This window comes from Pseudomonas sp. FW300-N2A2, assembly GCF_017351735.1.
Classification (GTDB): Bacteria; Pseudomonadota; Gammaproteobacteria; order Pseudomonadales; family Pseudomonadaceae; genus Aquipseudomonas; species Aquipseudomonas migulae.
Genome location: NZ_JACNDU010000008.1, coordinates 124,481 through 147,013, shown reverse-complemented (window position 1 = coordinate 147,013; position 22,533 = coordinate 124,481). Strand labels below are relative to the sequence as shown.

The following is a 22,533-nucleotide window of genomic DNA, read 5'->3' as shown; positions in this document are numbered from 1 at the left end:
CTGCTGGAGGCGCTGACCAGCTCATCGTTCTGGTTGGTCTGGTAGAAGTTCATGCTGACGATCAGGACGACCACGCCCAGCAGGCATAGACCGGAGAGCAGAACGATTTTCAGGCGGATGGACAGAGAGTCGAACATAGGACGAACTCGCGAAGGGATGAAGTGTTGGCTGCGAGTCGAGGTCGACCCGGTTCGCCAAATCCATTCAGCGCCAATCTCTGCGCATCGGCGTGGGGCGAGGATGCATGAAGGTGACTCCGACGAACGGTCATGGTTGAACGTTTGCGCGGAAAAATGTGCCGAAAAGCGCTTTAAAACGGGGATAAATCGCGGAGTGTGTCAGGTGGTTTGCGGCAGTGATTCCGGTCGTGACCAGATCCACAGATTGCCCAGGCTCATGCCGGCGATGGCGAGGTAAACCGGCCAACCGTGATCGAGCATGACCAGCATCAACCCGGCGCACAGCAGCATGCTCACGGTGGCACTGACCTTGGCTCGACGCGCAACGATTTTGCCGTTGCGCCAGTTGCAGAGGATCGGACCGAACAGCCGATGGTTTTCCAGCCAGGCACTCAGGCGCGGCGAACTCTTGGTCGCGGCCCAGGCGGCGAGCAGGACGAACTCGGTGGTCGGCAGGCCAGGCACGACGATGGCGATCAGGCCGATGGCTAGGCTGATGTAGGCCAAGAGACCGAACAGGAAACGGGCGAGTTTGGAGGAGGGGCGAGTCATAAGATCGATTTATGACCTGTAGGAGCGAGGCTTGCCCGCGAAGAACGATAACGCGGTCTGTCAGAAAAACCGCGTTATCGTTCTTCGCGGGCAAGCCTCGCTCCTACAAGGGCGGGGTTATCAGGCGAGTTCGGGGATGGTGGCGTAGGCGTGTTCCAGCAACACGGTGAAGCGGTTGAACGCATTAATTGCGCCTTTATCCAGCTCGGCTTCTTCCTGCTCGGTGAGTTCCAGACCGTCCAGCGTCTTGACGAAGCTTTTCCAGCCTTCAGCGCGGCCACCGGCCGGTTCGCCGAGGTGACGGGCACCGAAGGTCTCGCTCAGGCCCAGGCCGACAGCCCGTTTGATCAGGAACGCTGCACCGAGCTTCGAGCCTTCGGACACAAACAACCAACCCAGCGCTTCGGCTTTGCTCGGGGTGTTCACTGCACCCGCGACAGGCGCCGGCACTTCGGTGTCCAGATCGGCCAGGTCTGCCTTGGCCGCCTCGGCACGGCAGCGCGCCGCCAGATCGGGAACGATGGCGATCAGTTCGGCATCGTTGTACAGCGCCACCAGCTCCGACTGGAACAGATACTGCGCCACCACGAAACGGGCGAAATTGGCCTGGGTTTCGAACGGCGCGTGGGCTTTGACCAGTGCATCGAGTTTGGTGTGGGGCTCATGGGTGATCTGGTTCAAGCGTTGCGAGCGCAAAGCCGGGCGTTGAGCAGTGTCCTGGTTAGTCATGAGAAATCCTTGAAGAAAAGAGGCGCTTGGTAACGAGACGAACAAGAAGACGCCTGAGCGTAAAAAAACCTCACCGCGCGGCTCTATAAAAAGCCGCGCAGTGAGCGTGCAGGGTCAGATGTCCCAGACCAGATTGACCGCGAAGTTGCGACCCGGCTGAGTCAGGCGATCAAGGTTGGCCGGGCTGAGGACCGAAGCCTCGCCGACGCCGTCGTAACCGCGCACGTCATCCCACAGCCAGTACTTCTTGTCGGTCAGGTTGTAGACCCCGGCGCTGACGGTCACGTCGTCCGTCACTTTGTAGAAACCGGTCAGGTCCAGCACGCCGAAGCCCGGCGATTTGAACTGGCTGCTGACGCCGTCCGGCGACTTGAATTTGGTGTCGTCGACGCGATCCTTCTTTTTCACCAGCGTCCAGCTGAGCAAACCACCGTAGTTGTCCTGGTCGTAACCGAGGCCGAACACGCCGGTCAGCGGGTTGACGCTGTTGATCGGTTCGCCGTTGTCATTGTTGCGACCGTAGGCGTAGGCCACCGAGCCCTGGGTGTACAGACCTTGTGGCGCGCCGAAGACGTCGAGGTTCAGACGTCCCTTGACCTCTGCGCCCTTGATCGTGGCGCGCTTGATGTTGGCGCTCTGGAAGGTCAGCTCGTTGTAACCGGGGGAGATGGCATCCTCTTCGATGAAGTCGCGGTACTTGTTGTAGAACACAGCCACATCGAAGGAGCCCGATTCGAATTGACCGCGCAGACCGGTTTCAAAACCTTTACTGGTTTCCGGGTCGAGGTTCGGGTTGGGTTCCACGCGATAACCGGTGGTGGTGTTCTCGAAGCGCCCGTACAACGCCTTGGCGGTCGGTGTGCGGAAACCTTCGGCGTACTGGCCATACCAGGTGTACTGGTCGGTCAGGGCGTAGGTCAGGCCGAATTTCGGCGACACACGATGCCAGGTTTTTGAGTCGTTGCTGACGGTGCCGCGGCCATCGGCCGCCACGGTGTTCAAGAACTCCTGGGTGATGTGCGGCTTGAGCTCGGTGTAGTCGTAGCGCAGCCCCGGCAGGAAGGTCCATTTGTCCCAGCTGATTTGATCCTGGGCGAACAAACTGTAGGTGTTGACGGTCGGATCGGGGAAGTCGCTGGATTTTTTCAGCACGTCTGCGGTGCTGACGGCGCCGAGGGTTCGGCAGGAGCCAAAGACCGCGAGGCAGGTGCCGTTGCCGCTGCGCGAACCGGTGACTTTCTGCTGCTTGATCGTGGTGCCGTAGGTCAGCAGGTGCTCGGTGTCGGCAAGACTGAAAGCCTTGTCCAGTTGCGCGTCAAACACCCACTGCTTTTCTTCATAAAGGGTTTCGCGGGTGCGCAGCACTTTGCGTGAGATCGGGTAGTAGAACTCTTCGGTGCTCTGGTCGGTCTTGGCGACCTGGTGGTTCAGGCTCCACTTGACGTTGTCTGCCAGCAGACTGTCGAGGGCGAAGCTGTGTTCCAGGCCGAAACGCTCGCGGGTGACGGTGTCGTTACCGGTGCGCCACTGGTACATGCCGCCCGGCAGGACGCTGGCCGGAATCGCCGGCTGGCCTTTGTCGAACGGACCGCCGTAGGCGCTTTTCTGATCGGTGTCGCGGTCGTCCTTGTACTTTTCATACGTCAGGCCCAGGCGCGAATCTTCGTTGTAGTTCCAGCCGATCTTGGCCAGCACGTTGTAGGTTCGCACGTCCTCCGGGTTGGCCGCAGTGCGCGCCAGGCCGGTGCCGTTGTTGCTGCCGTAGGATTCGGTTTCATGACCGTCGCGCTGGCTGTAATGCAGCAAGCCATCGAACTGATCGGCGCGGCCAGCCACAGTCGCGGACTTCAGCCAGCTCTCGTCGGCGGAGCTGTAGCCGGTTTTCAGGCGGGCGCCGACGTCTTTGCCGGGTTTGATGATGTCGTCCGGGTCGAGGGTGAAATAGCTGACCGCGCCGCCGATGGCGTTGCTGCCGTACAGCACCGAGGCCGGCCCGCGGAGGATTTCGACGCGTTTGATGATCTCCGGGTCGACGTAGTTGCGCTGGGTCTTGGCGTAAGGGCCGTTGAAGAAATCGTTGGGCACTTCGACGCCATCGACCTGGGTCAGGATCCGGTCGCCGTCGATGCCGCGGATGTTGTAGCCGCTGATCCCGCCGCGCTGGCCCGCACCACCGACCGAAACGCCCGGTTCGTAACGCACGAGGTTCTTGATGGTGTTGACGTTGTTGCGGTCCAGCTCTTCGCGGGTGTGAACGGTGACGGTGCCCGGCACGCTTTCCACGGTTTGTTCCTGGCGGGTGGCGCTGATGGTCACCTGTTGCAGATTGAGCGCGCCGCTGCTCGGGCGCTTTTCCAGGACGATGTTGTTGTTGCCCAGTTTGCGATAGCTCAGGTTGGTCCCCACCAACAGGCGATCCAGGGCTTTCTCCGGCGACAAGGACCCGCGCACACCCGGCGAGGCCACGCCTTGCCCAAGTTCTGCCGGCAAGCCGACCTGCCAGCCCGTCACCGCGGTAAAGGCATTGAGTGCCGAGACCAGCGACTGTTGCGGGATCGCAAACGCGTAATCGCCCATGTTGCGCGTCGGTTGTTCGGCGGCGGTGGCGGCCATCAGCGGCGCGCTACCAGCCATGAGGATGGCGGCGGTCAGCAGCGAGAGCACGCGGGACGGTGAAGAGGAGTGGCGGGTAAGGCGAGAGGACATCGATAGCGCTCCGAGTCGCACGAATCTTTATAGGTGCTGATTGGCATATGAAGATGCGAATCAATTGCATTGGCTATAACGAGACGTACGAGCTTCAGCTATCGAGTAAAAATAATTCTCATTTAGTTCAGGATCACCAGCGCCGGATATTCCTGGAGCCGCGCCGAGGTGATGTGCGCCAGGGAGCGGACCACGTCCAGCGGCTGGTCGAGACGGTAATTGCCGGTCACGGCGACGTCGGCCAACTGCTCGTTGTTGTTGATGATCCAGCCTGGGTAGTAGCGACGCAGTTCCGCCAGCACCTGGCTCATCGGGCAGTTTTCGAACACCAGTCGGCCCTGGACCCAGGCCAGGTCAGTCGCGGCGTCGAGCCTGGCCGGCCGGTCGAAACCGTTGGGGCCGATGCGGATGCTTTCGCCGGCAGACAGGCGAATCCGTGCGTCGTCGCGGGTCGCCCGCAAGTCGACATCGCCACGCTGCACTTGAACCTGCGTCACGCCATCGAGGTAGCGCACCGCAAACGCGGTGTCGTGCACGCTGGCCTTCACCGGTCCGGCGTCGATTTCCAGCGGCTGGCCGCGATGGGCCGGCACTTCGAAAAACGCTTCGCCCTGATAAAGGCGGGCGACGCGCTGCTGATCGTTGATGGTGCTGGAAAACGCCGAGTTGGTATTGAGCAGGACTTTCGAGCCGTCCTCCAGTTGCAGGCGCTGACGCTCACCGACCACCGTCAGGTGATCGGCCTGGAGACGCAGGGGCAGGTTGCTGAAACTGAACAGGCCGAGGATCAACACGGCAGCAGTGGCCAACGGTTTCCAGTGCGGGCGCAGGCGCGACAACACGGTGACTTTGGGTGGCAGCGCGGCCAGGTGCTGCGCGCATTGCACGACTTGCGGGCCGTCCCAGATGGCCTGGGCCTTGGCGAACGCTTGCGCATGCAAAGGGTCGGCGTCCAGCCATGCCTGGAACTGGCGAGACTGTTCTTCGCTCGGACTGCCCAGCACGATCAGCCAGTCCAGGGCCTGGTCCATCGCACTTGCGGAGTCCCGCGCCGGGGAGGGCGGAGGGGAGCGGTGGGTGTCCGTCACGGTGTTTCCTCGGCAGTGTCTGTGCACGGCTGTTTTTTAGTGGAGCTTGAAAGTGGGCAAGGGTAGCAAAGCCTTGCTTGCTCAGTCGCCGTTTAACCGTTCGGCGACACCGATGCAGATGGCCATGATGAGCTTCAACTCCTTTTGCACCGTGCTCAATGACACGCCGAGCTTCTCGGAAATCTCCAGATAGCTGTGCCCGTGCAAACGGCTGAGAATGAAAATCTGCTGCTGACGGGCGCTGAGTTCACTGAGGCTCACGTTCAAACGCTCCAGCAATTGTTTGGCATGGGCGGCATCCTCGGCACTGCTGGCCGGTGCGGCAATGCTTTCCACCACGTCCATCGGCACGTCGTCGAGCATCGTCCGGGACTGAATGCGCCGAGCACGCAAATGGTCCAGCGCCAGGTTGCGGGCGGTCTGGAAAACAAAGGGTTCAAGGTGGTCGATGGCCCGTTCGCTGAGCGCACGGGTCACGCGCAGGTAGGTCTCCTGCAAGAGGTCTTCGGCGGTGCTGTGATTGTTGACCATCCGCTCCAGCGTGCGCAGCAGAGAGACGCGCTGGGCGATGAAGACATGATTGAAGCGCGATTGACTCACGGGAGGACCTGATCCATTTTGATCAAATGATAATGCTTATCATCCGCTACGATGGTCAAGTCCTGATTTGTGAAGGTTTATGCGCGGCCCAGCAAATAGGTCGCGTAATCGGGAATGCGATGTGAATGCGCCTGATCCATCAACGGGCTGCTGAGCAGGTAGTCGGCGCTGCATTCATTGCAGGCGACGGGAATGTTCCAGACAGCCGCGACCCGCAGCAACGCCTTGATGTCCGGGTCATGGGGTTGCGGTTCGAACGGGTCCCAGAAGAACACCAGCATGTCGACCCGCTGCTCGGCGATTTGTGCGCCGAGTTGCTGGTCGCCGCCCAAGGGGCCGCTGATCATGCTTTCCACGGGCAGGTCGAGGCGTTGTTGCAATAACAAACCCGTGGTGCCGGTGGCGACCAGTTCATGTTGCGCGAGTTTGTCTTTGTGCCGCTCGGCCCAGTCCAGCAGGAACACCTTGCAGTGGTCATGGGCGACCAGGGCGATGCGTTTGCGCGCGGCGACGGTTTTTTGCGTGAAGCTGATACCGATCATGGGATGTTCCGTAGGTAGGTTACCGACGATGGTGTTCATGAGGCCGCCATCGCCAGCAAGCCGGCTCCTACAGGGACCGGGTACGCCGCAACCTTGTAGGAGCCGGCTTGCCGGCGATAGCGGTATTCCGGACGCCAACTTACTCAGCGTTGCACAGCGCCAGGCAGTTATCGAGCATGCGGTTGGAGAAGCCCCATTCGTTGTCGTACCAGGCCAGAACCTTGAGCAGCTTGCCGCTGGACTTGGTGTGGTTGGCGTCGAAGATCGACGACAGCGGGTTGTGGTTGAAGTCGCTCGAGACCAGCGGCAACGTGTTGTAGCCCAGAATCTTCGAATGCTGGCTGGCTTCCTTGAGCAGCGCATTCACTTCATCGGCCGACGCCTCGCGCTTCAGTTGCACGGTCAGGTCCACCAGCGACACGTTGATCACCGGCACACGCACGGCCATGCCGGTCAGTTTGCCCGCCAGTTCCGGCAGCACCAGGCCGACCGCTTCGGCCGCACCGGTCTTGCTCGGGATCATGTTCTGGGTGGCCGAACGGGCGCGGTACGGGTCGGTGTGGTAGACGTCGGTCAGGTTTTGATCGTTGGTGTAGGCGTGGATGGTGGTCATCAAACCACTTTCGATGCCCAGTTCGCGGTGCAGCACCTGGGCCACCGGGGCCAGGCAGTTGGTGGTGCACGACGCGTTGGAAATAATCTGGTGCGATTGGCGCAGAATGTCGTGGTTCACCCCATACACCACGGTGGCGTCGGCGCCTTTGGCCGGTGCAGAGATGATCACTTTGCGCGCGCCGGCCGTAATATGCGCGGCGGCTTTGGCCCGGTCGGTGAACAAACCGGTGCATTCGAACACGACATCAATCTTTTCCGCGGCCCAAGGCAGCTCGGCCGGGTTACGAATGGCGCTGACGGAAATCCGGTCGCCATTGACGGTCAGGCTTTCCTGATCATGCTGGACATCGGCGTCGAACGTGCCGTGAACAGTGTCGTACTTGAGCAGATGAGCGTTCATCGCGCTGTCGCCCAGGTCATTGATTGCAACGATCTGCAAATCCTGACGGTAGCCTTGGGTATACAGTGCGCGAAGGACGTTGCGGCCGATACGGCCAAAACCATTGATTGCGATTCGAAGAGTCATTTAACAGGGCCGCCGTCGTTTTGTTGTTGGAATTACAAGATTATTCGCATAAAAATAGAAAACAAGCCTTTTTAGTGGCAATATTTTGTTCAATCTACAACGAGTGACCTGAATCAACTGGTCCGAATGATCAAGAAAGCCGTTTGTCATCCCATCAACAACGGCTCTTGTTCAGCATAGACAATCAGGTCGCCACATCCGTTAGCCTGGAGTTCTACACATGCATCCCCGCGTCCTTGAGGTCACCGAACGGCTTATCGCCCGCAGCCGCGCAACCCGCGAGGCTTACCTTGCGCTCATTCGCGGTGCGGCCAGCGACGGTCCGATGCGCGGCAAGCTGCAATGCGCCAACTTCGCCCATGGCGTGGCCGGTTGCGGCACCGAAGACAAGAACAGCCTGCGAATGATGAACTCCGCGAACATCGCGATTGTTTCGTCATATAACGACATGCTCTCGGCGCATCAGCCGTACGAAGTCTTTCCTGAACTGATCAAAAAAGCCCTGCGCGAAATCGGCTCCGTCGGCCAGTTCGCCGGCGGCACCCCGGCGATGTGCGATGGCGTGACCCAAGGCGAGCCGGGCATGGAACTGAGCCTGCCAAGCCGTGAAGTGATCGCGCTGTCCACCGCTGTTGCCCTTTCCCACAACATGTTCGATGGCGCGCTGATGCTCGGCATCTGCGACAAGATCGTGCCGGGCCTGATGATGGGCGCGTTGCGCTTCGGTCATCTGCCGATGATTTTCGTACCGGGCGGGCCGATGGTCTCGGGCATTTCCAACAAGCAGAAAGCCGATGTGCGTCAGCGCTATGCCGAAGGCAAGGCCTCGCGTGAAGAGCTGCTGGAATCGGAAATGAATTCCTACCACAGCCCCGGCACCTGCACCTTCTACGGCACCGCCAACACCAACCAGTTGCTGATGGAAGTCATGGGCCTGCACTTGCCGGGCGCTTCTTTCGTCAACCCGAACACGCCGTTGCGCGATGCCCTGACCCGCGAAGCGGCGCATCAGGTCACGCGCCTGACCAAGCAGAATGGCAACTTCATGCCGATCGGCGAAATCGTCGATGAGCGTTCGCTGGTCAACTCCATCGTGGCGCTGCACGCCACCGGCGGTTCGACCAACCACACTTTGCACATGCCGGCGATTGCCATGGCGGCGGGCATTCAACTGACCTGGCAGGACATGGCCGACCTCTCCGAAGTCGTGCCGACCCTGAGCCACGTCTACCCGAACGGCAAAGCCGACATCAACCACTTCCAGGCGGCGGGCGGCATGTCGTTCCTGATCCGCGAACTGCTGGAAGCCGGCCTGCTCCACGAAAACGTCAACACGGTTCTGGGCCACGGCCTGAGCCGCTACACCAAGGAACCGTTCCTCGATAACGGTGAGCTGGTATGGCGCGAAGGCGTCACCGACAGCCTCGATGAAACCATCCTGCGCCCGGTGGCGCGTGCGTTTTCGCCCGAGGGCGGCTTGCGCGTGATGGAAGGCAACCTCGGTCGTGGCGTGATGAAAGTCTCGGCAGTCGCCTTGGAAAACCAGATCGTCGAAGCACCGGCAATGGTGTTCCAGGATCAACAGGATCTGGCCGATGCGTTCAAGGCCGGTTTACTGGAGAAGGACTTTGTCGCGGTGATGCGCTTCCAGGGCCCGCGCTCCAACGGCATGCCGGAACTGCACAAAATGACGCCGTTCCTCGGCGTGCTGCAGGATCGCGGCTTCAAAGTCGCGCTGGTCACCGACGGACGCATGTCCGGCGCCTCGGGGAAAATCCCGGCGGCGATTCACGTCAGCCCCGAAGCTTACGTGGGCGGCGCTTTGGCGCGAGTCCAAGAGGGCGATATCATCCGCGTCGATGGCGTCAAAGGCACTCTGGAGCTTAAGGTTGACGCCGAAGAATTCGCAGCGCGCGAACCTGCCAAGGGCCTGTTGGGCAACAACATTGGCACCGGTCGCGAGCTGTTTGGTTTCATGCGCATGGCCTTCAGCTCCGCAGAGCAGGGCGCCAGCGCCTTTACTTCTGCCCTGGAGACGCTTAATTGAAACTGGCTTTGGTCGGTGACATCGGTGGGACCAACGCACGTTTCGCGTTGTGGAAAAACCAGCAGCTGGAATCGGTCCAGGTGCTGGCAACGGCAGATTTTCCCAGCCCGGAAGAGGCGATCAGCGTCTATCTGAACGGGCAGGGGCTGGCGCCGGGTTCGATTGGTTCCGTGTGTCTGTCAGTGGCCGGCCCGGTGAGCGGTGATGAATTCAAGTTCACCAACAATCACTGGCGCCTCAGTCGCAAGGCGTTCTGCCAGACCTTGCAAGTCGAGCAACTGCTGTTGGTCAACGACTTCTCGGCGATGGCGCTGGGCATGACCCGTTTGCAGCCGGGCGAATTCCGCGTGGTTTGCGAAGGCACGCCGGAACCGTTGCGCCCGGCGGTGGTGATTGGCCCGGGCACGGGGTTGGGCGTCGGTACTTTGCTCGATCTCGGCGAAGGGCGTTTTGCTGCATTGCCGGGCGAGGGTGGCCACGTCGATTTGCCGTTGAGCAGCCCGCGTGAAACTCAGTTGTGGCAGCACATCTTCAACGAGATTGGGCATGTCAGCGCGGAAACGGCGTTGAGTGGCAGCGGCTTGCCGCGCGTCTATCGGGCGATTTGCGCGGTGGACGGGCATACGCCTGTGCTCGAAACGCCGGAAGCGATTACCGCCGCCGGCCTGGCGGGTGATCCGATTGCGCTGGAAGTGCTGGAACAGTTCTGTTGCTGGCTCGGTCGCGTGGCGGGCAACAACGTGCTCACCACGGGCGCGCGCGGTGGCGTGTTTATCGTCGGTGGGGTGATCCCGCGGTTTGCCGATTTCTTCCTCGAAAGCGGTTTTGCGCGGTGCTTTGCCGACAAGGGTTGCATGAGCGATTACTTCAAGGGGATTCCGGTGTGGCTGGTGACGGCGCCGTATTCCGGGTTGGTGGGTGCGGGTGTGGCCCTCGACCAGGCATAAGGACCGCGTCGTTCTCTTCGCGGGCAAGTCGGACGCCGCACCGCTCGCTCCTACAGAAGCACCGGAGCAACCTGTAGGAGCGAGGCTTGCCCGCGAAGAGGCCGGAACAGACACATAGATTTATGATCGATCAGGCATAATCCTCCAATTCAAACAACAAGGACGCCGCCCCGTGAGCTCAGTCAACAAGTCGATTTTGTTGGTCGATGACGATCAAGAGATACGCGAGTTGCTGGACACCTACCTGACCCGCGCGGGTTTCCAGGTACGTACCACGCCCGACGGCGCCGGTTTTCGCCAGGCGTTGAACGATGCGCCGAGCGATCTGGTGATCCTCGACGTGATGCTGCCCGACGAAGACGGCTTCAGCCTCTGCCGCTGGATCCGCCAGCACCCGCGTCAGGCGCAAGTGCCGATCATCATGCTCACCGCCAGCTCCGACGAAGCCGACCGCGTCATCGGCCTGGAACTGGGCGCCGACGACTACCTCGGCAAACCCTTCAGCCCCCGTGAATTGCAGGCGCGGATCAAAGCCTTGTTGCGTCGTGCGCAATTCGGCCAGGAACGTTCCGGCAGTGAAGTGCTGGCCTTTGATGATTGGCGACTGGACATGGTCAGCCATCGGCTGTTCCACATCGATGGCGAAGAAGTGATTCTCTCCGGCGCCGATTTCGCCCTGCTGAAACTGTTCCTCGATCACCCCCAGGAAATCCTCGACCGCGACACCATCGGCAACGCCACCCGTGGCCGCGACCTGATGCCGCTGGACCGGATCGTCGACATGGCCGTCAGCCGTTTGCGCCAACGCCTGCGCGATACCGAAAAACCGCCGCGACTGATTCGCACCGTGCGCGGCAGCGGTTATCAGTTGGCGGCCAATGTGGTTGCCAGCAATGGTCACTGAGGTGTTGCGCAAGCTCGCGGCAAAGATCCCGGTCCCGCGTTCGCTGCTCGGGCGGATGCTGCTGCTGACCTTGCTGGCGGTGTTGTTCGCGCAGACGTTGTCGAGCGTGATCTGGGTTTCGCAATTGCGTGCCACGCAGCTGGAAGGCCTGGTCACCAGCGCCCGTAGCCTTGCCCATTCGATGACCGCCAGTGTCAGTTATTTTCGCTCGTTGCCGGTGGCGTTCAGGCCGCTGGTGCTTGACCAGTTGCGCAGCATGGGCGGCACCCGTTTTGTGGTGACCCTCAACGACAAACCGCTTGGCATGGAAGTGCTGCCGATCACCCCGCGCAAAGCGGCGGTGCTCAAAGCCGTGGACGAAGTGCTGCGCCAGTCGCTCGGCCAGGACACCGATATCTCGGTGACCTTCGTCAGCCCCGAAGACCTGCGGATCTTCAACGGTGGCCTGAAACTGGATGAGCTGCCGCGTTCCTGGGCGCATTACGCACTGACCCTGGAGCCGGTGAATCCGCCGGTGCTGGTCACGCAAATCCAGATGGCGCCGGGCGAGTGGCTGTACATCGCCTCGCTGTTGCCCGAGCCCTACACCAGCCTTGAAGAGCAAGGCCTGCCGGCGCAGCAAGTCTGGTTCATCGTCCTCACCAGCGGCTTTTTGCTGTTGTTCATCGGCCTGCTGGTGCACTGGCAGAGCCGGCCGCTCAAGCGTTTGGCACGGGCTGCGCGGGACATGTCCCTCGGGGCGGAAGTCGAGCCGGTGGCCGAAGGCGGCGGCAGTGAAGTGGTGGAAGTGGGGCGCGCCTTCAATGCGATGCGCGAACGTATCAGCCGTTACCTGACTGAACGCAGCCAGTTGTTCAGCGCGATTTCCCATGATTTGCGCACGCCGATTACCCGCTTGCGCCTGCGTGTCGAATTGCTGGAAGACGAAAAGCTGCAAGCCAAATTCGGACGAGATCTCGATGAGCTGGAGCTGCTGGTCAAAGGCGCGCTGCAATGCGTGAAAGACACTGACATCCACGAAAACATCGAACAGGTGGACCTCAACCATGTGCTCGATTGCCTGGTGGAACCGTATCTGGCGCCTAACGGCAATGGTCGCGTGACCCAGCAGGGGCGGGCGCTGGCGGCGTATCCGGGTAAACCGCTGGCGCTCAAGCGCTGCATCGGCAACCTGATCGACAACGCCTTGAAGTACGGTCAGAACGCGCACCTACACATCGATGACGACGAGAACGCGTTTGTCCTGCATGTCGATGACGAAGGGCCGGGTGTGCCGGAGCAGCGGCTGGAGCAGGTGTTCGAGCCGCACTTTCGTCTGGCCGGGCAGCAGCAGGGTTATGGGTTGGGATTGGGCATTGCGCGCAACATTGCCCATAGCCATGGCGGGGAAGTCAGCCTGCAAAACCTGCGTGAAGGTGGGTTGCGGGTGACGCTCCAATTGCCTCGATCAATCGACTGAAAAAACACAAATCCCTGTAGGAGCCAGCTTGCTGGCGATAGCGTCATTGAAAACGCCATCGCCAGCAAGCTGGCTCCTACAAAATGTCACCATTCGGTGACATAACTCGCCCCCTTCGTTACAAGCCCGCCACCGCCCGTTGTTTAGACTGCCCGCAGTCATAACAACAAAAAAGGCACCCCATGGACACCTTCCAACCCGCTTTCAGCAGTTGGCTGAACGCACCGGCCCATCAGCAATGGCTCGCCGCCGAAGGCCTGCGCCTGCTGGCATTCGCCAAGGCATCGAAGCTCCCCGAGGGCTTCGGCAATCTCGACGAAAAGGGCTGTCTCCCGACCAACGCCCATGCCGAAACCATGAACACCGCGCGCATGACCCACAGCTTCGCCATGGCGCACATCCAGGGCCTGCCGGGTTTCGCCGAGCTGGTGGATCACGGCATCAATGCCCTTCGCGGGCCGTTGCGCGATGCCGAGCATGGTGGCTGGTTCGCCACCGCGCATCCCCTTGACGACAACACCGGCAAGGCCGCTTACCTGCACGCCTTCGTTGCCCTGGCCGCCAGTTCCGCCGTGGTGGCGCAGCGTCCCGGTGCACAGGCCTTGCTCGATGACGCGATCCACATCATCGACACGTATTTCTGGAGCGAGGAGGAGGGCGCAATGCGCGAATCCTTCAATCGCGACTGGCGTGAAGAGGAACGTTATCGCGGCGCCAACAGCAACATGCACGCCACCGAAGCCTTCCTCGCGCTGGCCGATGTCACGCAAGACAATCGCTGGTTGTGCCGCGCGCAACGGATCGTCGAGCGCGTGATCCATGGTCACGCCGCCGCCAACGATTACCTGGTGGTCGAACATTTCGACCGCGACTGGCAGCCGTTGCGCGACTACAACCACGACAACCCGGCCGACGGTTTCCGTCCTTACGGCACCACGCCGGGACACGGCTTCGAATGGGCCCGGCTGTTGCTGCACCTCGAAGCTGCGCGAGTACAGGCCGGGATGCTGACGCCCGGTTGGCTCGCCACTGACGCGCAAAAACTCTTCGAGCACAACTGCCGCCATGGCTGGGATGTCGATGGGCTACCCGGGATTGTCTACACCCTCGATTGGGATAACCGCGCGGTGGTTCGCCATCGCTTGCACTGGACCCATTGCGAAGCCAGCGCCGCCGCCAGCGCGCTGCTTAAACGCACGGGCGATGAGCAATATGAAACCTGGTACCGACTGTTCTGGGAATTTTGTGACAGTCATTTCATCGACCGCTGCGAGGGCAGTTGGTATCACGAGCTCGATCCGCAGAACCGTCCGAGCGCCGATATCTGGGCCGGCAAACCCGATCTCTATCACGCCTGGCAAGCCGTGTTGATTCCGCGCCTGCCGCTGGCGCCGAGCATGGCCAGTGCCTTGGCGAGTCTGTCCCAGAGCGGTTCTATGTAACCATGCGGTGACATTCACGCGTCCCTTCGTTACCTGCGAGGGGATGACTCCTGTTTAAAATCCTATGCAGCGCAAGCACCAGACTTGCATGCATAACAACAAGAAAGGTACTACTAGATGAATGCGATTTCTCGCCTCGCTACTGTCATTTCTCTCGCGTCGCTGCTTCCCCTCAGTGCATTTCCTCTCAGTGGCCTTGCCGCCGATTCCAAAGGTTCGGTGGAAGTTGTTCACTGGTGGACGTCGGGTGGTGAAAAAGCAGCGGTCGATGTCCTCAAGGCTCAAGTCGAAAAAGACGGCTTCACCTGGAAGGACGGCGCAGTCGCCGGTGGTGGCGGTTCCACGGCCATGACCGTACTGAAAAGCCGCGCAGTCGCCGGTAACCCGCCGGGCGTTGCCCAGATCAAGGGGCCGGACATCCAGGAGTGGGGCAGCACTGGCCTGCTCAGCACCGACACCCTGAAAGACGTTTCCAAGTCCGAAGGCTGGGATAACCTGCTGATCAAGAAAGTCTCCGACACCGTCAAATACGAAGGCGACTACGTGGCCGTTCCGGTGAACATTCACCGTGTGAACTGGCTGTGGATCAACCCGGAAGTGTTCAAGAAAGCCGGGATCGACAAAGCCCCGACCACCCTCGAAGAATTCTACGCCGCCGGCGACAAGCTCAAAGCCGCCGGCTTCATCGCGCTCGCCCACGGTGGTCAGCCTTGGCAAGACAGCACCGTGTTTGAAGACGTGGTGCTCTCGGTCATGGGCGCCGACGGTTACAAAAAAGCGTTGGTAGACCTGGATCAGAAAACCCTGTCCGGGCCGGAAATGACCAAGTCGTTCACCGAGCTGAAAAAACTCACCGGCTACATGGACCCGAACCGCGCCGGTCGTGACTGGAACATCGCTGCCGCCGAGGTCATCAACGGCAAGGCCGGTATGCAGATGATGGGCGACTGGGCGAAAAGCGAATGGACTGCGGCGAAGAAAGTCGCCGGCAAGGACTACCAGTGCGTGCCGTTCCCGGGCACCGAAAAAGCCTTCACCTACAACATCGACTCGATGGCTGTATTCAAGCTGAAAGCTGATCGCAAGGGTGACATCGCCGCCCAGCAAGACCTGGCCAAGGTTGCTCTGGGTACCGATTTCCAGAAAGTCTTCAGCATCAACAAGGGTTCGATCCCGGTCCGTACCGACATGCTGAACGAGATGGACAAGCTCGGTTTCGACGCCTGCGCTCAAACCGCCGCCAAGGACTTCCTGGCGGACGAGAAGACCGGCGGCCTGCAACCAAGCATGGCGCACAACATGGCCACTTCCCTGGCCGTGCAAGGCGCGATCTTCGACGTGGTCACCAACTTCATGAACGACAAGGACGCTGACCCGGCCAAGGCCAGCGCCCAACTGGCATCGGCTGTCAAAGCCGCCCAGTAATCCCTGAGGCCGCAGGCTCGCCTGCGGCAATTTTCTGGGACCGTTCCCCTTGTAGGAGCGAGGCTTGCCCGCGAAAGCAGTCTGACATTCAACAGAGTTGTCGACAGTTACGCCGCCTTCGCGGGCAAGCCTCGCTCCTACAGATACTCACTTCTCCAATGGATTATCCCGATGAGCTCTGTGGCGGTTTTCAGCAAAGCCTCACCGTTCGATGCGCTGCAACGCTGGTTACCCAAGTTGGTACTCGCGCCAAGCATGCTCATCGTGTTGGTTGGTTTCTACGGTTACATCATTTGGACATTCATACTGTCCTTCACCAATTCCAGCTTCATGCCGAGCTACAAATGGGTCGGCCTGCAGCAATACATGCGCCTGATGGACAACGATCGCTGGTGGGTCGCGAGCAAGAACCTCGCGCTCTTCGGTGGCATGTTCATCGGCATCAGCCTGGTATTGGGCGTGTTCCTCGCGGTGCTGCTGGACCAGCGCATTCGCAAGGAAGGCTTCATTCGCACCGTTTACCTGTACCCGATGGCGCTGTCGATGATCGTCACCGGTACGGCCTGGAAATGGCTGCTCAACCCTGGCCTGGGCCTGGACAAGATGCTGCGTGACTGGGGCTGGGAAGGCTTCCGTCTCGACTGGCTGGTGGATCAGGATCGCGTGGTGTACTGCCTGGTGATCGCTGCCGTGTGGCAAGCCTCCGGGTTTGTGATGGCGATGTTCCTGGCCGGTCTGCGCGGTGTCGATCAATCGATCATCCGTGCCGCGCAAGTCGACGGTGCGAGCCTGCCGACCATCTATTTGAAGATCGTCCTGCCGAGCCTGCGCCCGGTGTTTTTCAGCGCCTTCATGATCCTCGCGCACATCGCGATCAAGAGCTTCGACCTGGTGGCGGCGATGACGGCGGGCGGTCCCGGCTACTCGTCCGACCTGCCGGCGATGTTCATGTATTCCTTCACCTTCAGCCGTGGCCAGATGGGCATCGGTTCGGCCAGCGCCATGCTGATGCTCGGTGCCGTGCTGACCATCCTCGTGCCGTACCTGTACTCCGAGCTGCGAGGCAAACGCCATGACTAATCAACTCGGAAAACCAACGCTGAGTTTCAGCCGCATCGCGATTTACGCCACGCTTCTGCTGGCCGCTGCGGTGTACCTGATTCCGCTGATCGTGATGCTGCTGACCAGCTTCAAATCCCCGGAAGACATCCGTACCGGCAACCTGCTGAGCTGGCCGACCGTCATTGACGGCATCGGCTGGATCAAGGCCTGGGACGTGGTCGGCGGGTACTTCTGGAACTCGGTGAAAATCACCGTGCCGGCGGTTTTTATCTCGACCTTCATCGGTGCCATGAACGGCTACGTGCTGTCGATGTGGCGCTTCCGTGGCTCGCAGTTGTTCTTCGGCCTGCTGCTGTTCGGCTGCTTCCTGCCGTTCCAGACCGTGCTGCTGCCGGCTTCGTTCACCCTCGGCAAGTTCGGCCTGGCCAACACCACCACCGGTCTGGTGCTGGTGCACGTGGTCTACGGGCTGGCGTTCACCACGCTGTTCTTCCGTAACTACTACGTGAGCATCCCGGATGCGCTGGTCAAGGCTGCACGCCTGGACGGCGCAGGCTTCTTCACGATTTTCTGGAAGATCCTGCTGCCGATGTCGATCCCGATCGTGATGGTCTGCCTGATCTGGCAGTTCACCCAGATCTGGAATGACTTCCTGTTCGGCGTGGTCTTCGCCAGTGGCGATGCCCAGCCAATTACCGTGGCCCTGAACAACCTGGTCAACACCAGCACCGGGGCCAAGGAATACAACGTTGATATGGCCGCCGCGATGATCGCCGGGCTGCCGACACTGCTGGTCTACATATTCGCTGGCAAGTATTTCCTGCGTGGGCTGACGTCCGGCGCGGTCAAGGGGTAGAAACATGGCAACTCTCGAATTACGCAACGTCAACAAGACCTACGGCGCCGGTTTGCCGGACACCCTGAAAAACATCGAACTGAAGATCGATGACGGGGAATTCCTGATCCTGGTCGGTCCGTCGGGCTGCGGTAAATCCACGCTGATGAACTGCATCGCCGGCCTGGAAACCATCAGCGGCGGCGCGATCCTGGTGGATGACGCCGACATCAGCGGCATGAGCCCGAAGGATCGCGACATCGCCATGGTGTTCCAGTCCTACGCGCTGTACCCGACCATGAGCGTGCGCGACAACATCGCCTTCGGCCTGAAGATTCGCAAAATGCCCGCCGCCGAAATCGACGAAGAAGTCGCTCGCGTCTCCAAGCTATTGCAGATCGAGCACCTGCTGAGCCGCAAGCCCGGCCAGCTCTCCGGTGGTCAGCAACAGCGTGTGGCGATGGGCCGTGCCCTGGCGCGTCGGCCGAAGATTTACCTGTTCGACGAACCGCTGTCCAACCTCGACGCCAAGCTGCGCGTCGAGATGCGCACCGAAATGAAACTGATGCACCAGCGCCTGAAAACCACCACGGTCTACGTGACCCACGACCAGATCGAAGCGATGACGCTGGGCGACAAAGTGGCGGTGATGAAGGACGGGATCATTCAGCAGTTCGGCACGCCGAAAGACATCTACAACAACCCGGCCAACCTGTTCGTGGCGAGCTTCATTGGTTCGCCGCCGATGAACTTCATTCCCCTGCGTTTGCAACGCAAGGACGGTCGTCTGTTGGCGCTGCTCGACAGCGGTCAGGCGCGCTGCGAATTGCCGTTGGGCATGCAGGACGCCGGTCTGGAAGATCGCGAAGTGATCCTCGGCATGCGCCCTGAGCAGATCGTGCTGGCGGGCAGCGAGGCCAATGGTTTGCCGACCATTCGCGCCGAAGTGCAGGTCACCGAACCGACCGGTCCGGACACGCTGGTATTCGTCAATCTCAACGACACCAAAGTCTGCTGCCGCCTGGCACCGGACGTTGCGCCGGCCGTGGGCGAGACACTGACCCTGCAATTCGATCCATCGAAAGTGCTGCTGTTCGATGCCAAGACCGGGGAGCGCCTGGGGGTGGCCGGTCTGCCAAAAACCGAAGTTCACAGCGCCAACGTCACCCAGTTCAAAAACCGCTGAAGATCAAAAACTGTAGGAGCCAGGCTTGCCAGCGAAAGCGATTTCAGTGACGCCTTCGCCGGCAAGCCTGGCTCCTACAGGGGGGATATGCGGTGGGCGGCCTGTCGCGCATCGCAACCGATGTAACCGCGTTAGATAAAAACAGTTAATAACAATAAAACGAGGATGTAGGGATGAAGAAGAACAACAACGCTCAGCTTATCTGCCAGTTGTCGGCAATTGCGGCAATGATGTTGGCCGGTAGTGTGCACGCGGCTGACGCGTTCAGCGCCGATTCCGAATGGATGACCGGTGATTGGGGTGGTGAGCGGACCAAGCTGATCGAGCAAGGCATCGACATCAAAATGGACTACGTCGGTGAAGTGGGCAGCAACCTTCACGGCGGCTTCAACGACGACAAGACAGCGCGTTATGCCGACCAGTTTGGTTTGGGCGTGGCACTGGACCTGCAAAAACTGTGGGGCTGGGATAACACCCAGGCGAAGATCCAGCTGACCAACCGTAACGGCGAAAACATCTCCAATGACCGTGTCGGCGACCCGCGTGCCGGCACCTTGAGTTCCTCCCAGGAAGTCTACGGTCGCGGCCATATGGTCCGTCTGACCCAGTTGTGGATCAAGCACCAGTTTCTCGACGGCAAACTGGACGTCAAGGCCGGTTACTTCGGCGAAGGCGAAGACTTCAACACCTTCCCTTGCGAGTTCCAGAACCTGGCGTTCTGCGGTTCCCAGGTGGGTAACTGGGCGACCAACATCTGGTACAACTGGCCGGTCATGCAGGCTGCGGTCCGCGTGAAGTACAACATCTCGCCTGAGTTCTATGCGCAGATCGGCGCGTACAACCAGAACACGTCGCAACTGGAGCACGGTAACGGCTTCAAGCTCAGCGGCAGTGGTACCAACGGCACCGTCCTGCCGGTCGAACTGGTCTGGTTGCCTAACCCTAACAACCTGCCGGGCGAATACCGTGTCGGTTACTACAAAAGCACGGCCGATGCCGATGACGTTCGTGAAGACGACAACGGTGCTGATGCTGCCACCAGCGGCAACGCTTACCGCAGCCACGACAGCAAGTCCGGCTACTGGTTCGTGGCGCAGCAACAGCTGACCGACCACAACGGTGACAAGAGCCGCGGCCTGACCGTTTCGGCCAACGCCACGTTCCACGACAAGGACACCAACTTCGTCGACAACTACCAGTCGTTGATGTTTGTGTACAAAGGCCCGTTCGATGCCCGTCCGAAAGATGACGTCGGTATCGGTTTCGCGCGTATTCATGTCAACGATGACGTGAAGAAAAACGCCGAGCTGGTCAACGCCGCCAACAATGTCACGGACTACAACGATCCACGGTTCTCGCCACTGCGTACCACCGAATACAACTACGAGATCAACTACGGCTTCCACGTTACCAACTGGCTGACCGTGCGTCCCAACCTGCAATACATCACTCACCCGGGCGGTGTGGATGAAGTCGATAACGCGCTGGTCGCCGGCCTGAAAATTCAGTCGGTGTTCTAACGCTGTTGCGATAAGCTCCTCTCTATGTGCGCATTTTTGCGGACAGCCCAGGCTGTCCGCTTTTTTTTGGGGGCGGCGCACCCCGGTGACAGCTGATTTTCAGGACCGTGGCACATGCATGAGCATCCGCTACAACGCTTCTTCAAATCCTTGCGCGAACGTCCGGTGTTTGCGTGGGAGCGCTATCAGATGCGCGACGTTCTGGTGATCGATCACCCGCTGTGTCAGGCGGTGTTCAGTCGTCAGGGCGCGCAGTTGCTGCACTTTCAGCCCAAGGGCCAGAAGCCCTGGCTCTGGTGCGCGGCGAAGTGGCCGCATGTCGGTGCGATTCGCGGCGGCGTGCCGGTGTGCTGGCCGTGGTATGGCCGCCATCCGAGCGAAAACGCCTGGCCGTCCCATGGTTGGGCACGCTTGCTGGACTGGAAGCTGCTCGACAGCCGTCATGACGATGACGGCGTGCGCCTGCACTGGCAATTGCAGTTGTGCGACTGGCAAGTGGACCTGCATGCGCACCTTGGCGAACGCATGGAGTTGCGCCTGAGCACCGAGCATCAGGACAGCCTGCCGTGCCAATTGAGTCAGGCATTGCACGCCTATTGGCGTATTGGTGATGTCGGTGAGATAGCGCTGTCTGGGCTCGACGGGGCGCAAGGTTACGATCAGTTGAACCGCCAGGTTTGTCAGCAGGAAGGCGAGTTGCGGGTAGAGGGTGGCTGTCAGCGGGTGTTCCAGCATGACGGCGAATTGCAGCTCAAGGACCACGCCTGGCAGCGGCAGTTGTGCATCGATACCGGGGATGATGCGGACACAGTGGTCTGGCATCCGGGGACGCGTCCGCTATTGGGCGTGAGCTGGAACGAGATTTCCGAGTTTGTGTGTGTGGAAGCGGCGAGCGGCGGGACCGATAGCCTGAGCCTGGCACCGGGGCAGAAGGCGCATTTGAGTTTGCAGGCGCGGGTGGGGGTTTAGTTCAGGGTTCGCGGTGTTGCCGCTGGCCTCTTCGCGGGCAAGCCTCGCTCCTACAGGTCACCCTGAACCTGTAGGAGCGAGGCTTGCCCGCGAAGACGGACTATCAGCCGACAAACTACTCAAACCTGATTAATTAAACTCATCCCCAATCGGATACCGGCTCGCATTCAAACTTTCTTTGATCTTGCGCAAATGCGGCTGGAAATCCACGCCACGGCGCAACGTCATGCCGGTCGCCAGCACGTCCAGCACGGTGAGCTGAATGATCCGCGAAGTCATCGGCATGTAGATGTCGGTGTCTTCCGGCAGTGGAATGTTCAGGCTCAAGGTACTGGCCTTGGCCAGCGGCGAACCTTCGGCGGTCAAGCCGAGCACCGATGCACCGTTTTCCCGGGCGATACGCGCCACTTCCACCAGCTCGCGGGTGCGGCCGGTGTAGGAAATGATCACGAACAACTCGCCCGTGTGGGCCACCGAGGCAATCATGCGCTGCATCAGCACGTCCGCATGGGCGGTGACGGCCAGGTTGAAGCGGAAGAATTTGTGCTGCGCATCCAGCGCCACCGGGGCTGAGGCGCCGAGGCCGAAGAAGTGGATCTGCCGGGCCTGGATCAGCAAGTCGACGGCGCGGCTGATCAGGTTCGGGTCCAGCGCCTGCAAGGCACTGTCCAGCGACGCGATGGCGCTGCCGAAAATCTTCTTGGTATAGGCTTCCGGATTGTCGTCGGCCTCGACCGCACGGCTGACATACGCCGCGCCACTGGCCAGGCTCTGGGCGAGCTGAAGCTTGAGTTCCGGGTAGCCGCTGACGCCGAACGAACGGCAGAAACGGTTGACCGTCGGCTCGCTGACCTTGGAGGCCTGGGCGAGGGCGGCGATGCTGAACCGGGTGGCCTGCTGTGGGTTGAGCAGGATCACTTCGGCGACTTTGCGTTCCGCCTTGTTCAGGTCTTCAAGGCGATTCTGGATCTGTTCCAGTAAATTTCGCACGCGGTCCATATGATTTCCTTGGTGCACCTACAAGAGTGCACTGCGATGCAAATAAGGGTGTTGCTATGCAAATTGGGCCTTTGATAGGGCCCCAAGCGGTGGCCTATCCTACTGATGGCTCCAACCGACCACCACTCGGAATCTGTATTTTGCGAAAATGTTGTGGTTATTACTACATTTTCTCTTGAGCGATGCCTTGAAAAAAGGTAT

19 protein-coding genes are annotated in these 22,533 nt (G+C 60.4%); 11 read left to right on the top strand and 8 right to left on the bottom strand.

Translation table 11 applies throughout. From position 1 onward, the window contains the following. Nucleotides 1-338: 338 nt before the first annotated feature. The 7 genes from J4E42_RS13830 to gap form a co-directional block, all read right to left on the bottom strand. Nucleotides 339-731, bottom strand: coding sequence for a YbaN family protein (locus J4E42_RS13830; RefSeq protein WP_192229111.1), 393 nt, complete (start codon nucleotides 729-731; stop codon nucleotides 339-341). 120 nt (nucleotides 732-851) lie between these two features. Next, complete coding sequence (locus J4E42_RS13825; protein ID WP_207285457.1) at nucleotides 852-1,460, bottom strand: biliverdin-producing heme oxygenase; 609 nt, start codon at nucleotides 1,458-1,460, stop codon at nucleotides 852-854. A 114-nt stretch (nucleotides 1,461-1,574) separates the two neighbouring features. After that, a complete protein-coding gene (locus J4E42_RS13820; protein WP_207285456.1) occupies nucleotides 1,575-4,166 on the bottom strand; it encodes a TonB-dependent receptor in 2,592 nt (863 codons plus the stop codon). Nucleotides 4,167-4,288: 122 nt separating this feature from the next. Beyond that, nucleotides 4,289-5,254: a FecR domain-containing protein gene (locus J4E42_RS13815; protein WP_207285455.1), complete on the bottom strand. Its 966-nt coding sequence runs from the start codon at nucleotides 5,252-5,254 to the stop codon at nucleotides 4,289-4,291. 81 nt (nucleotides 5,255-5,335) lie between these two features. Continuing rightward, nucleotides 5,336-5,854: an RNA polymerase sigma factor gene (locus tag J4E42_RS13810; protein ID WP_008038635.1), complete on the bottom strand. Its 519-nt coding sequence runs from the start codon at nucleotides 5,852-5,854 to the stop codon at nucleotides 5,336-5,338. Between the two features lie 77 nt (nucleotides 5,855-5,931). Further along, a complete protein-coding gene (locus tag J4E42_RS13805; protein WP_008038633.1) occupies nucleotides 5,932-6,396 on the bottom strand; it encodes a methylglyoxal synthase in 465 nt (154 codons plus the stop codon). Between the two features lie 139 nt (nucleotides 6,397-6,535). Then, nucleotides 6,536-7,537 carry a type I glyceraldehyde-3-phosphate dehydrogenase gene (gene gap / locus J4E42_RS13800; protein ID WP_008031008.1) on the bottom strand — a complete coding sequence of 334 codons (1,002 nt, stop codon included), beginning with the start codon at nucleotides 7,535-7,537 and terminating at the stop codon, nucleotides 6,536-6,538. A gap of 220 nt (nucleotides 7,538-7,757) precedes the next feature. On the opposite strand from gap, the gene edd reads away from it, so the two are divergent. The 11 genes from edd to J4E42_RS13745 all read left to right on the top strand — a co-directional run bounded on the left by edd (nucleotide 7,758) and on the right by J4E42_RS13745 (nucleotide 21,333). After that, nucleotides 7,758-9,584, top strand: coding sequence for a phosphogluconate dehydratase (edd, locus tag J4E42_RS13795; protein WP_207285454.1), 1,827 nt, complete (start codon nucleotides 7,758-7,760; stop codon nucleotides 9,582-9,584). Continuing rightward, entirely contained in the window at nucleotides 9,581-10,531 is a 951-nt protein-coding gene (locus J4E42_RS13790; RefSeq protein WP_008031013.1) for a glucokinase, read from the top strand. Before edd ends, J4E42_RS13790 begins: the two co-directional genes overlap by 4 nt. A gap of 172 nt (nucleotides 10,532-10,703) precedes the next feature. Further along, nucleotides 10,704-11,435 carry a response regulator gene (locus J4E42_RS13785; protein WP_008031015.1) on the top strand — a complete coding sequence of 244 codons (732 nt, stop codon included), beginning with the start codon at nucleotides 10,704-10,706 and terminating at the stop codon, nucleotides 11,433-11,435. Further along, a complete protein-coding gene (locus J4E42_RS13780; protein WP_008038610.1) occupies nucleotides 11,425-12,894 on the top strand; it encodes an ATP-binding protein in 1,470 nt (489 codons plus the stop codon). Before J4E42_RS13785 ends, J4E42_RS13780 begins: the two co-directional genes overlap by 11 nt. A 182-nt stretch (nucleotides 12,895-13,076) precedes the next feature. Further along, nucleotides 13,077-14,336, top strand: coding sequence for an AGE family epimerase/isomerase (locus tag J4E42_RS13775; protein WP_207285453.1), 1,260 nt, complete (start codon nucleotides 13,077-13,079; stop codon nucleotides 14,334-14,336). Between the two features lie 117 nt (nucleotides 14,337-14,453). Beyond that, entirely contained in the window at nucleotides 14,454-15,761 is a 1,308-nt protein-coding gene (locus J4E42_RS13770) for an ABC transporter substrate-binding protein (RefSeq protein WP_008032967.1), read from the top strand. A gap of 171 nt (nucleotides 15,762-15,932) precedes the next feature. Next, complete coding sequence (locus J4E42_RS13765) at nucleotides 15,933-16,841, top strand: carbohydrate ABC transporter permease (RefSeq protein ID WP_008032969.1); 909 nt, start codon at nucleotides 15,933-15,935, stop codon at nucleotides 16,839-16,841. Continuing rightward, nucleotides 16,834-17,679: a carbohydrate ABC transporter permease gene (locus tag J4E42_RS13760; RefSeq protein ID WP_008032971.1), complete on the top strand. Its 846-nt coding sequence runs from the start codon at nucleotides 16,834-16,836 to the stop codon at nucleotides 17,677-17,679. The genes J4E42_RS13765 and J4E42_RS13760 overlap by 8 nt, the downstream gene beginning before the upstream one ends. A 4-nt stretch (nucleotides 17,680-17,683) precedes the next feature. Beyond that, on the top strand, nucleotides 17,684-18,844 hold the full coding sequence (locus J4E42_RS13755) for an ABC transporter ATP-binding protein (RefSeq protein ID WP_207285452.1): 1,161 nt from the start codon (nucleotides 17,684-17,686) through the stop codon (nucleotides 18,842-18,844). Between the two features lie 173 nt (nucleotides 18,845-19,017). Then, the gene (locus J4E42_RS13750) at nucleotides 19,018-20,364 is read left to right on the top strand and encodes a carbohydrate porin (protein WP_008038605.1); all 1,347 of its coding nucleotides are present in this window, start codon (nucleotides 19,018-19,020) and stop codon (nucleotides 20,362-20,364) included. Between the two features lie 114 nt (nucleotides 20,365-20,478). After that, nucleotides 20,479-21,333, top strand: coding sequence for a D-hexose-6-phosphate mutarotase (locus J4E42_RS13745; RefSeq protein ID WP_008038602.1), 855 nt, complete (start codon nucleotides 20,479-20,481; stop codon nucleotides 21,331-21,333). Nucleotides 21,334-21,462: 129 nt separating this feature from the next. On the opposite strand, the gene J4E42_RS13740 is transcribed toward J4E42_RS13745, so the two are convergent. After that, a complete protein-coding gene (locus J4E42_RS13740) occupies nucleotides 21,463-22,323 on the bottom strand; it encodes a MurR/RpiR family transcriptional regulator (protein ID WP_177318169.1) in 861 nt (286 codons plus the stop codon). Nucleotides 22,324-22,533: the final 210 nt, after the last annotated feature.

Coding starts and splice junctions, on each gene's coding strand:
- J4E42_RS13830 (WP_192229111.1), bottom strand. CDS start 731: ATGACTCGCCCCTCCTCCAAACTCGCCCGTTTCCTGTTCGGTCTCTTG.
- J4E42_RS13825 (WP_207285457.1), bottom strand. CDS start 1,460: ATGACTAACCAGGACACTGCTCAACGCCCGGCTTTGCGCTCGCAACGC.
- J4E42_RS13820 (WP_207285456.1), bottom strand. CDS start 4,166: ATGTCCTCTCGCCTTACCCGCCACTCCTCTTCACCGTCCCGCGTGCTC.
- J4E42_RS13805 (WP_008038633.1), bottom strand. CDS start 6,396: ATGATCGGTATCAGCTTCACGCAAAAAACCGTCGCCGCGCGCAAACGC.
- gap (WP_008031008.1), bottom strand. CDS start 7,537: ATGACTCTTCGAATCGCAATCAATGGTTTTGGCCGTATCGGCCGCAAC.
- edd (WP_207285454.1), top strand. CDS start 7,758: ATGCATCCCCGCGTCCTTGAGGTCACCGAACGGCTTATCGCCCGCAGC.
- J4E42_RS13780 (WP_008038610.1), top strand. CDS start 11,425: ATGGTCACTGAGGTGTTGCGCAAGCTCGCGGCAAAGATCCCGGTCCCG.
- J4E42_RS13775 (WP_207285453.1), top strand. CDS start 13,077: ATGGACACCTTCCAACCCGCTTTCAGCAGTTGGCTGAACGCACCGGCC.
- J4E42_RS13770 (WP_008032967.1), top strand. CDS start 14,454: ATGAATGCGATTTCTCGCCTCGCTACTGTCATTTCTCTCGCGTCGCTG.
- J4E42_RS13765 (WP_008032969.1), top strand. CDS start 15,933: ATGAGCTCTGTGGCGGTTTTCAGCAAAGCCTCACCGTTCGATGCGCTG.
- J4E42_RS13760 (WP_008032971.1), top strand. CDS start 16,834: ATGACTAATCAACTCGGAAAACCAACGCTGAGTTTCAGCCGCATCGCG.
- J4E42_RS13755 (WP_207285452.1), top strand. CDS start 17,684: ATGGCAACTCTCGAATTACGCAACGTCAACAAGACCTACGGCGCCGGT.
- J4E42_RS13750 (WP_008038605.1), top strand. CDS start 19,018: ATGAAGAAGAACAACAACGCTCAGCTTATCTGCCAGTTGTCGGCAATT.
- J4E42_RS13745 (WP_008038602.1), top strand. CDS start 20,479: ATGCATGAGCATCCGCTACAACGCTTCTTCAAATCCTTGCGCGAACGT.